The sequence below is a fragment of the Nostoc sp. CCY0012 genome (genome assembly GCF_963920855.1).
GTDB lineage: Bacteria > Cyanobacteriota > Cyanobacteriia > Cyanobacteriales > Nostocaceae > Cyanocohniella.
In genome coordinates this window covers 1-11239 of sequence record NZ_CAWUDM010000150.1, presented here as the reverse complement: position 1 = coordinate 11239, position 11239 = coordinate 1, and the positions used below count along the sequence as shown (strand labels likewise).

Genomic DNA, 11239 nt, shown 5'->3' with positions numbered 1-11239 from the left:
GCTTACTTGGCTAATTTAGAGAGTCGTCTTCTCTAGTAAGTTTTGCCACACTAGAAAAAACCAACGGGGGCAGGTGGTGAAATGGTTTGGCACCTGCACAGATATTCACGATCAAAAGGAACTGGAAGTCGAACGCAATCGCCTACTTGCCCAAGAGCAAGCAGCCAGAGCAGAAGCCGAACGCGCCAATCGGATCAAAGATGAGTTTCTGGCCGTTCTCTCCCACGAATTGCGATCGCCTCTTAACCCGATTCTTGGTTGGACAAAACTGCTGCAAACCCGAAAGTTTAGTGAAACCAAAACAGCCCAAGCTTTAGCCACCATTGAACGCAATGCTAAACTGCAAACTCAACTGATTGATGACTTGCTCGATGTCGCCAAGATTCTGCGTGGCAAACTCAGCATAGATACGTCTCCCGTGAATTTAGCATTTGTGATTGAATCTGCCATCGACACGGTAAGAACCGCAGCTGTTGCCAAATCAATTACGTTGTATCCGATACTGCCGAACATTGGGCAAGTCTGTGGAGATGACAACCGCCTGCAACAGATCGTGTGGAATTTACTTTCCAACGCGATCAAGTTTACTCCTAACGGAGGACGGGTAGAAATCCGCCTAGAGCAAGTAGATGAGCAGGCACACATTATTGTCCGTGACTCTGGTAAAGGCATTAACCCAGATTTTCTCCCGTATATTTTTGAATCATTCCGTCAAGAAGATGTCTCAGTTACTCGCAAGTATGGGGGGTTAGGATTGGGGTTAGCCATCGTCCGGCAGTTAGTTGAGGCTCACGGCGGCAGTATCATGGCTGACAGTCTAGGTGAAGGCTTGGGAGCCACCTTTACAGTCCAGTTACCACTGCTGAATGTTGAACCGGAAATCAAGCAGCCAGATGTGTTGCCTCAACCAGCACTCGAACTCACGGGTATTCGGGTTCTCGCAGTTGATGATGATGCCGATGCCCGTGAGTTATTAACAGTATTGCTTGCTGAATACGGAGCAGAAGTCTTGACTGTTGCCTCTGCGGCACAAGTGTTGGCAAACCTGGAGTCTTTTCAACCCGATGTGTTAGTCAGTGATATTGGAATGCCAGGAGTTGATGGCTATACCCTGATCCAACAAATCCGCACTTTAACCCCCGACAAAGGCGGACACATTCCCGCGATCGCTTTGACTGCTTATGCCAGAGTTGAGGATTCCCAGCGAGCTATAACCAGTGGCTATCAACGGCACGTTATCAAACCCCTTGATCCAGAAGAGTTAGTTCAAGCTGTGGTGGCACTAAAGAAAATTGACTTTGGCAAACAGTTTTAACCTTTACTGTTTTACCTCGGTGGTGTGGATAGTCGAGATGGTGGATTTGGTGGTCTACAACTTGTTCATAACCATAAAAATTCTTTCACTTTCGCTCGTGTTACTTTCAATACCCAAAATTATTTACGTTGGAATTTACTGCAACGTCTGGGTCTGCTAGAGTTAAAAACTAATGGTAACGAGATAGCCTCTTTCTCAGAATTAGCTTACTATTTCTCACCTAAGAAACTTTCTAAGCAAGGCAACTCATTGTTTGTCAGTTATGAAACTAGTAATTTTTTCGACCAAAGCGATCGCCTCACTACCTTGGGATGGCGCTATCGTTCTCCACAACGTACCGTCAGCGGTAATTATCTTTGGGAGACGCAGCTAGGGTATGGTACAGGTTCCCAAGGTTCGGGGCTAATTGCAACTTTAGGTACTAATATTCTCCCAGGATTCTTATTGCGGGGACGTTATCAAGGGGTATCTACTACCTCTGATGAACCGAGTTTCGGCTTAGAGTTAGTGTCTAATCTTGACTTGCAAAGGGGAATCAAACCTGATACTTCTCGCCAATCTAATTACTTACGCACTCAAGGCGGAATCTTGATTCAGCCCTTCTTTGACCGTAATGACAATGGTAAACGCGACCCTAATGAACCAATCTATCTAGAAAGACCTAACTTACTATTCACAATTAATAACCAACCTTTACAGTCTTTTGCAACCAAAGTTCAAAATGATGGTGCTTTGGTGTATTTATCTCCTGGCAAATATCGCCTTGATTTAGATCCGGCTGGCTTCCCTGCAAACTGGCAAACCGCAGTTGAAGCCTTGGCGGTGGATGTAGTCGCTGGTAGTTATACTCCTGTGATGTTGCCGATGATTCGCTCTTTTACTCGTTCCGGCATTGTTACTGATTCTAAAGGTAGACCTATTCCAGGGGCCAGGGTAGAGGCAATAGAAGTCAATTCTGGACAAAGGCAATTTTCTGTGACAAATGGAGCAGGAGTATATTATTTACAAGGTTTACAGCAAGGTAACTACAAGATAGAAGTTAATGGACAGCCACGTAACATAGAAACTCTACAATTGGAAGAAACCTCAGCACCATTCCAAGAACTCAATCTCCAGTAGCTTCCCTAAGTTATATATCCTATATCACCAAATACAAAGTAATTTGACTAACAACACCATTGAGGATTAGCAGAAATTAATGCTGTGGCCTGTGAGCTAGACAATGGTTCGGAGAAAAAGTACCCTTGAACTGATTGACAGTTTAAATTTTTCAAAATGGCTAGTTGTTGAGGTGTTTCCACACCTTCGGCGATCGCAGACAAACCTAGTTTATTTGCCAGAGCTATGATAATCTCAATAATGTCGAGATTGCGGTTATCAGTTGTGATTGGGTGGACAAAAGAACGGTCTATTTTTAAGACGCTAATAGGAAAGTGATAAAGACGACCTAAAGAAGAGTAACCTGTACCAAAATCATCAATAGAGATTTCAACACCTAATTGGCGCAATTGTAAAAGAATAGCAACTGCTTCATCATCATTCTGTGCAATGACACCTTCAGTAATTTCTAAGGTTAAATAATGTGGATTTAGACCAGTTGAAAGCAAAGTGTGACGAATCTGCTCAATCAAATTAGGCTGGGAGAATTGTTTGCCTGAGAGGTTAACACTCATTTTTGGGCATGAATGGTGAGGATATTGCACTAACCAAGCTTGCATTTGGTGACAAGCTTCATAGAGAATCCAATCACCAAGCTCGACAATAAGTCCAGTTTCTTCTGCCAAGGGGATAAAATCGGCAGAAGAGACTAAACCACGTTGTGGATGTTGCCAGCGCAATAATGCTTCAAAACCGATAATAGAGCCACTAAGAAGCGAAACAATGGGTTGGTAATAAACTTGAAACTCATGGAGTTGGATTGCTCGACGCAGATCTGCCTCTAGTTGCAATCTTGCCAGTGCGCTAGCATACATATCCCGATTAAATAGAGCATAGCGGGCTTTGCCTAATGCCTTAGCGCGGTACATTGCCGCGTCAGCATCCCTGAGCAATTGTTCTGGTTGGTCATAGTCGAGGGTAGAATTGAGGGCAATGCCGATGCTAGCGCTGGTAAAAACTTCTTGTTCATCAAGCTTCAAAGGTAAGCTGAGTTCCTGTTGGATACGCTCTGCCACTTTGATTGCATCTGAGGCATCTTGAATGTCTGCCAACAAAATAATATTGGGTTATCTCTAAAATTACAAGACTTTGGCAATCGCGTCTATTATTAAGTGCAGCAACGTTTCCACAGGCGGGATGAAAAATATATTGCGATCGCCTGCAATTATGGCAAATTCAGATAAATTCCCTGACTTGTTCCTTATCTGTACTATGTCTAACAGAAATGTCTAAGATATTAAATCCTCAAATCTTGCAATAACTAATTCTTTTACTGGACTTTTGTACATTTTTTTACAGTCAGACTTAATTAGTGTAAGTATAGGTTAATAAAAAATAAAAATTAGATTAAAAATTCACAAGTCATGCTTAAAAACTGCAAAATAACCTAACCTATGGGGGGAAATTAATGATTTTAATGAAGTTTTAAGAGTTATGATAATTACCAAGGGTAAAATGTCAAACTTGCAAAAACCGAATTAATATAGTGAACTATTCTCCAGTTTACATTTCGGAGCAAGGCTGTCCTATTAATTTAGTTGGCGAAACAGGACAAGCGGTGCAAATTTCTATTCATTCGCCCAGTCAGTATATCTGTGCCAACCGCGAACGGATATTACCAGATTGGCAAAATCACCCTTATTTATGGGTTGTGATTGTGTTGCAGCAATCACGATATCAATTAGTAAAAAGTACGCCAGCAATTGAGCAAGAGAAAGAACACTTGCGAGAAAAATTTATGAGGTTTGGCTGTGATCTGGCATTTCAATTGCGCGATCGCGGTTATCTCACAGACCTGATTGACCCCCGCACTGGTTATCCTTTACTCTCTCACCCAGGTGCAATTCCTCACAATGACACCGCAGTTGTCAAAGCATTGCTCAAATATCCAGTAATTAAAAATAAATGTTGTGTATTAGTACATCCCACTTGGGGTGCGGCAGTTTATCCTAGTGTCATCATATCAGTAGCACCGCCAATTATTATCGAATCTTCCATCAAAGACATTGCACCTCTGCATGGGTGGAAAATGGGGAGTAGAGAGTAAGTAGGGAGCTAGTAGTGGAAGTTACTAATAATCCAGCTTGTTACTTTCCCTTGATGAGTGGACGCTATGAAGTTAAGCCAGGGATGATGGCTTTTGGTTGTGATTTTGGTAATGGACAATTTGACCAGCAGGTTTTTCAAATTGATCTAGATTATGCTCATTACCGCCAGCATAAACTTTTAGCTCGTCAAGAAAAGTTGAGTAAATATTACCAGACCTGCAACTATTCTACGGCTGTGGCAGGTGCGATCGCTCGGTTAATTATTCAACGTCTGACTCAAGAACACCCACAATATTTTGATTCCCAAAAAACAGCCAATACCTGCAAATTTCACAATTATTTGACTCAAGAAACCCTTTATTTAGATGCAGACTGGCAATTACAGCAAGTCAAAACCCCAGTTAATCAAGTTGTTCCTGCTTATGCTTCTACTCTGGATGCTTTAGCTTCCCAAGTGCAAGAAGATGTCACCGTTGTATGCCGTCGTGAAGATGGTAATAATTGGCTGAGTGCATTACATTTGTGCTATCCCAACCATTGGTCAGCAGAGGAAAAAATTGGCAAAAACTTTGCGGCTATTCATACTCCTGTAGCAGAAATGGCAAAAATCAATCTTCGGGGAAATGCGATCGTTAATACGATGATTGATCAAAGTCCAATGGTACGCTTTGCTTGGGGTCTAAGTACTGACACCCGCCTTAATCACCATCCTGAACCACCCCTTGGTATATCAGCTAGTCAATGGCAAGGTAGAAGTTTTGACCGCCAATATGGCCGATTATATCTGCGAATTGAACGCCAGGTAATTTGGGGCCTGCCAGAATATGCAACCTCGCTATTTACGATTCGTACTTATTTCCGAGATTGTAATTTGATTAAACAAGACTTTGTACTGCGGTCTAAACTTTGTGCAGCTATTCAATCTATGACATCAGCATCACTAATATATAAAGGCTTGTTGGCAAGCAAAGCTAGTATTTTGCAGTGGCTGGAAGAGATGTCAAAAGAGGCAGGGGAGCAGGGAGCAGGGAGCAGGGGAGAAGACTGAGCGCCCGATTCTCCGCCCCAGTTCAAGCGCCTTAAAAGTGGCGCACTGAGCAGTTCGACAGGCTCACTATATCACTTGCCGAAGTGGGCGGAACTTTGTACCCCTGCTCCGCAATGCTTGGCGCAAAGGAGAAGGGCTTGTTCCCCCTGCTCCCTGCCCCCTTCCCCCCTGCCTCTTCGGTTAGGCTTCGATAACTACTCGGAGATTGCCACGTTTTTTGGCGACGCGACAAGCTGTAGTACTACCAGAACGCTCAAATTCTAAATCTAGAATAGTGGGGCCCACGCGCAAATTATGTAATGACAAACGATTAATTGATTCTGGTAAAGCAGGATCAATAATGCGTAAGCAGTTATTTTGAGCGTCGGGAACTAAGTTGACTACCATTTGCAGTAGTTGAAAGATAGTGCCGGTGGCCCAAGCTTGTGGTGTACAAGCAACTGGATACTGTACTGGGGTATGATCACCATTGCGTTCGTAACCACAAAAGAGTTCTGGGGGACGTTGATAAGGTTGCTGACTAGTCATGTCGAACAAACCTTGGAAAACTTCTAAAGCTTGATCGATCAGGCCAAGCGATCGCAATCCTACGGTAATGAGAGAATTATCATGAGGCCAAACCGAACCAACATGATAGCCCATAGGATTATAAGCTGGTGATAAGCTACTAAGAGTCCGAATCCCCCAACCATTAAACATATCGGGGGCCCGTAATCGTTCCGCTACACTGTAGGCTTTTTCGGGTGTAAAAATGCCCAAATTCAAACAGTGACCAGGATTGGATGTAATACTTCTAACTTGCTGACCATCTCCATCCAATGCTAAAGCACAGAAATCTTGGTCTTCCATCCAAAAGTCTTGATTAAAACGAAACTTCAGGTTTTTAGCCTCGTCTAGCCAGCGTTCAGCTAAGTCCAGCCGCTTCTTCATCCTCGCAATTTCTGCTAGGCGAATTTTTGCTGCATAAACGTAAGCTTGTACTTCACTCAAAGCAATGGGGCCATTGGCTAGCTCACCCTTATGGTCTACGATACAGTCGCCAGAATCTTTCCATCCTTGGTTAGCTAGACCGCGTTTAGATTTACGGTAGTAGGTTAAATAGCTACTGTGTTTGAGATGACGATCAATCCACTCCATTGCGGCTAAAGCGTTGGGCCACAATTTCTCTAGAGTTTCTTGATCATGAGTCCAAGCGTAGTATTCAGCATACAACATCAACCATAACGGAGTAGCATCAACCGTCCCATAGTATGGTGTATGGGGAATTTCCTGACACCGTGCCATTTCCCCGAACCGCAACTCATGTAAAATTTTTCCTGGTTCTTCTTCGCGCCAGTCATCCTCGGTTTTTCCTTGGTATGACGCTAGTATCATCAAGGTTTCTTTGGCAATTTGGGGGTTTAACATCAGGGTTTGGGAGGCTGTAATGAGCGAATCCCTGCCAAATAACGCCGAAAACCAAGGGACACCAGCGGAAACAGTCTTGTATTTGCCAAAAGACTGGCGCAACAAATACATATCCTGTTCAGCCCGCTCAATTACATGATTAAAGATGCTTTTGTCTGATCTAATCTGTGTAATTTGCTGTATCCATTGTTGCTCTTCCATCAACTCAGCCGCTTTAGCTTGGACTAAGGTGAAAGCTGCACTGACAGTGGAACTTGGCTGATTGTTAGTCATCATATTCAGGCGATAACCTAACTTTTGGGTTTCGTGAGATGCCAACTCCAATTGCCAAATCGCAGTATGACCCTTGAAATGGTCTGGTTGGCGATACTGGAATTGGATACGAGATTCCATTAGTAAGCCATCGACACCTTGATAGGCTAATGTCAAAGATTCTTCTCTATGGGGGGAGGGATGACTTGATACAGGAGAAAGACCATCGTCGATAACAGATTCTCCTTCTGCGGATGCCGATTCTACTAAATGTAAAAGTCTACCCCTTTGTTCTCTCTGAGCGCCCCGGACTTCAAATAAATCTACAAAATCCGCATCAAAGCTGATACTTAATTCAAACCTGACGGTAGTTGTGCTGTAATTAGCTACCTCGATTTCTTCAAATAATGCCCCATTGAGGACAATTTCCCGGCGAATACCGATAGTTTCAGCTTTTAGGTGTTCGTCAATTCTGGGGTTAGTACACAGAACTGACATGGAAAACCCTTTTTCGGCACTACTGCTGAGGAGAATAGGCGATCGCCCGGCAATTTGCAACTCCAAACGATTGAGAAATCGGGTATCACAGCAAAATAGGCCGACATTGGGGTTACCATCTTCTAGGGAACAACCAGAAATGTTCCCCATCGTATCCGTCACCAAGAATAAATCATCATCTTTAGCCGTCAAAGTTGGTTGGGGTTTTTCTCCCACAACACAAGGCCACTCAGAAATAGGTAATTGTTCTGCGGGAATAAAAGTTTTTCCATCTAAGGAAATTTTTTCCGGGGTTGTCAGTGTATCCGGTGTCATTAGCCAAAGTTCCGTGTACAGTTCTAGATCAAGCAATTGGGGATTTTGTTGGGACTTACGTTAGCGAAGCTGACGCAGGGGGCGATAATTTGGGATTGACCCCAGCCATAGGGTAATGGGGTAAACCTAAAAAGTATGACAAATCTTTATAAGAGTATATTTTTTATATCTGAAGTCAAGGCTGAAAAATGATGATTTTTATCTAATTAATCTGTTTCTCATCCTTAGGAGGGATCAAGCATCGAAAATACTTAACCAAGATGCTCTAGTCGCTGCTTATTCTCCATGAGGTCAGGGGCGTACCCAGAAATGCTATAAATTTGTTGTCATGCATTGTGATAATTTTTGTATGTAATTAAACAAATTCATTGCCAAAATTGCTTTAATTAAAAAAGTCAAGAAAGCAGCAATACCTGCTTGATGACAAGATGATAATCAACTTAATAATATCTAGTTTATCAGTAAAATTGCTAATTTAGTAAGTAAAAATATACAAGTATTTTGCTGACTGAGTGTTAGAATTATCGTGAATTAGATATTTTTGCAGAAGTTGATAAATTTAATTGACTTGGCATCTTATTTGACCATAGGCAGCATTGTTTTCACCAGCTTATTTTGTAATTATAGGCAATTTCCGCAAAGCAACTTAGGTGTAGGCTAATAACAGAGATGTCTGTTGAATGTATATTGGGCGTAGTAGCCTATTATTTGAAACCTCACAATGCCAGCCAATGGATAAAAAAACTTGGGTGAAAAGCAAAACGTTTGTAGCGGAACGCTACAGCACACCAGGGTGCCACTAATGAATGTACTGCCATTATTCAGTTTAGGCTAGGAAATTTTTCCAGTTTTGCCACCACCTTGGTGGAAAGCGGTGTTTATAATTCTTTACATATTCCCCCTCTTTGCTGCACATGAGACTCTGTTGTAATTTGTACAATGCAGCTGTGACGCGAATTTTGTCTAGATTGGGCTTCTTTAACGATATTCATGAGCATTTCGACTTCCGTGCTGAGTGATCTGCTACAGTCCATACCCTACCTGCGGCCCCAGCTATATTTCAAAGCTTCACTTACGGCCCTCTCCCACGCGATGGAAGATCAGGTTTTGGCGGCGACTTTAGACCAGCCCTTAGTAATTGCTAGCTTCCAAAGAGAGCGATACTATCGCCAAGAGGCTCATCGCTATCAACGATTAGCTTTACGTAGTAATCAAATATACGTTTTATCCGCACCAGAAACGGATTTCACCAACAGTTCGGAATACTACGAACGCATAGCCTTTGAGCCTGAAGATGCCCTCAGTCAAGAGTGGCATTTGATAGTAATTGCTGATAACTATGCTACTTGCCTCGTGTGCCGGGAAAGCTTAGGCTCCATTGCCAAAAATAAGCAGCAACCAGATTCCGTTCCTGGTCTAGATATGGACACAGCTCGGAGGTTTGAAGGAATTTGGACATCAGAGCGAGGAGTCAGTATTAAAGCAGCCCAACTGCTATTAGACAGGGTTTTAATTTATAGACCAGACCTAGCAAAAAAAATTCAAACAGCACGCCAGAGGTTTGGCATCGGGGGAAGCAGAAACTACTCCCAGACAGCACAACTGACTGAATTTGCTTGTGACATTGATACTGACCCGTTTGTACAGCGCTTGGTGACTTATCTACAAGCTAGCCAATACAAACTGCATAAAGCTTATCGTTCCATTACTGCTCAAGCACGTAAAGAACGCTTAGTCAATTTTATTAGTACAGCAATTAGGCGATCGCTTGACCCCCATGAAGTGCTACAAATCGCCGCCCAAGAACTAGGACAGCACTTAGGAGCGAGTCGCTGTTTAATTTACCGCGCCCAAGCTACAGATACTCAAGCTCAAATTAAACACGAGTTTTTGATGCCCGGCATATTATCGATTAGTGGGCAAACCTGGGAACTAGATAACAATCTGTTATTTCAGGAAGTAGTACAAAAAGGTGAAGGCGTCTGTGTCGCCGATACACAAACTGATGCTCGCGTGACTAATTCCGCTACGCTGTCCTTGATTGCCAAGAAATTCGCCATTCGTTCTTGGTTAATCGAACCAGTATTATTTCAAGGAAGATTGTTGGGCATCGTGGAATTGCACTATTGCAGCTTACCACCCCACGAATGGCAACCAGGAGAACTGGATTTAGTAGAAGCGATCGCCACCCAAATGGGAGCAGCTTTAATTCAAGCAGAAGCTTACGCCAATCTAGAAGACCTCAATCAACAGCTAGAAGCCCTCGACCGCACCCGCAGCAACCTGATAGCCATCACTGGACATGAACTCCGCACACCCCTATCAACAATTCAAGTGTGCTTGGAAAGTCTAGCCAGTGAACCAGATATGCCTTTAGAGTTGCAACAGGTAATGCTGAGTACGGCACTGTCTGACTCCGAACGGATGCGGAAATTAGTCCAAGATTTCCTCACCCTGTCAAATCTAGAAAGCGGCAGAGTAGAATGGCATCCAGAATCCCTGACCTTACAAGAATGTGTTGATCTAGCCCTCAGCCGACTGCGTACGCGTTCTTCAACAGAAGAGATCCCGCAAATCAAAACTAAAATTGCCCAAACTCTGCCTTTGGTAAGAGCTGATGGAGATTGGTTAGTGGAAGTCTTAGCGAAACTGATAGATAACGCCTGTAAATTCACACCATCCCCAGGAAAAATCACGATTACAGCCGCCCAAAATCGCAATCAAATGGTCGAAGTGACAGTTGCTGACACAGGACGTGGAATCGAAACTAATCGTCTAGAAATCGTTTTTGACCGCTTCTATCAAGAAGAAGGAGCGCTGCGGCGTACAGCTGGCGGTACCGGGCTAGGATTGGCAATTTGCCGCCAAATTGTGCATGGCTGGGGTGGTGACATCTGGGCCAAGTCTATGGGGAAAGACCAGGGTAGTCAGTTTCATTTCACTATTCCCATTGCCCAAATGAGCAAAGAGGAAAAACGGACAAAAGTCAAGAGTAAGTAATATTAATTCGTAATTCGTAATAGAGCCTCCGGCACGCTACGCGGTAAGCGAAGCTATGCCCGCCAGGGCTGTACGTAATTCGTAATTCGTAATTACAGATTCAGATGCCATCTAAGTTTCTAGTTGGTCACCAAGAGAAAAAGGGACGGGATACACAAGCTCCTTCCCAGTCTCTCCCCCCTGCCCCCTGCACCCTGC

General features: G+C 43.4%; 7 protein-coding genes. 5 read left to right on the top strand and 2 right to left on the bottom strand.

The window, feature by feature from the left end:
• Positions 1-76: 76 nt before the first annotated feature.
• The gene (locus ACM0OS_RS26435) at positions 77-1315 is read left to right on the top strand and encodes an ATP-binding protein (RefSeq protein WP_414546149.1); all 1239 of its coding nucleotides are present in this window, start codon (positions 77-79) and stop codon (positions 1313-1315) included.
• 24 nt (positions 1316-1339) lie between these two features.
• Positions 1340-2434 (top strand): carboxypeptidase regulatory-like domain-containing protein, encoded by a 1095-nt coding sequence (locus ACM0OS_RS26430; protein WP_414546148.1) that lies wholly within the window; start codon positions 1340-1342, stop codon positions 2432-2434.
• 47 nt (positions 2435-2481) lie between these two features.
• On the opposite strand, the gene ACM0OS_RS26425 is transcribed toward ACM0OS_RS26430, so the two are convergent.
• Positions 2482-3525 carry a putative bifunctional diguanylate cyclase/phosphodiesterase gene (locus tag ACM0OS_RS26425; protein WP_414546147.1) on the bottom strand — a complete coding sequence of 348 codons (1044 nt, stop codon included), beginning with the start codon at positions 3523-3525 and terminating at the stop codon, positions 2482-2484.
• Between the two features lie 431 nt (positions 3526-3956).
• Here ACM0OS_RS26425 and ACM0OS_RS26420 point away from each other — a divergent pair, with 431 nt between their 5' ends.
• The gene (locus ACM0OS_RS26420; RefSeq protein ID WP_414546151.1) at positions 3957-4520 is read left to right on the top strand and encodes a methylmalonic aciduria and homocystinuria type D protein; all 564 of its coding nucleotides are present in this window, start codon (positions 3957-3959) and stop codon (positions 4518-4520) included.
• A 53-nt stretch (positions 4521-4573) separates the two neighbouring features.
• Positions 4574-5569, top strand: coding sequence for a heme-dependent oxidative N-demethylase family protein (locus ACM0OS_RS26415; RefSeq protein ID WP_414546150.1), 996 nt, complete (start codon positions 4574-4576; stop codon positions 5567-5569).
• A gap of 180 nt (positions 5570-5749) precedes the next feature.
• On the opposite strand, the gene ACM0OS_RS26410 is transcribed toward ACM0OS_RS26415, so the two are convergent.
• Positions 5750-8041 carry a glycogen debranching N-terminal domain-containing protein gene (locus ACM0OS_RS26410; protein ID WP_414546146.1) on the bottom strand — a complete coding sequence of 764 codons (2292 nt, stop codon included), beginning with the start codon at positions 8039-8041 and terminating at the stop codon, positions 5750-5752.
• Positions 8042-9031: 990 nt separating this feature from the next.
• Here ACM0OS_RS26410 and ACM0OS_RS26405 point away from each other — a divergent pair.
• Positions 9032-11041, top strand: coding sequence for a DICT sensory domain-containing protein (locus ACM0OS_RS26405; RefSeq protein WP_414546145.1), 2010 nt, complete (start codon positions 9032-9034; stop codon positions 11039-11041).
• Positions 11042-11239: the final 198 nt, after the last annotated feature.

What these genes read in the sequence shown, in the direction of transcription:
- ACM0OS_RS26415 (WP_414546150.1), top strand. Translation starts at nt 4,574, where the DNA reads ATGAGTGGACGCTATGAAGTTAAGCCAGGGATGATGGCTTTTGGTTGT.
- ACM0OS_RS26405 (WP_414546145.1), top strand. Translation starts at nt 9,032, where the DNA reads ATGAGCATTTCGACTTCCGTGCTGAGTGATCTGCTACAGTCCATACCC.
- ACM0OS_RS26410 (WP_414546146.1), bottom strand. Translation starts at nt 8,041, where the DNA reads ATGACACCGGATACACTGACAACCCCGGAAAAAATTTCCTTAGATGGA.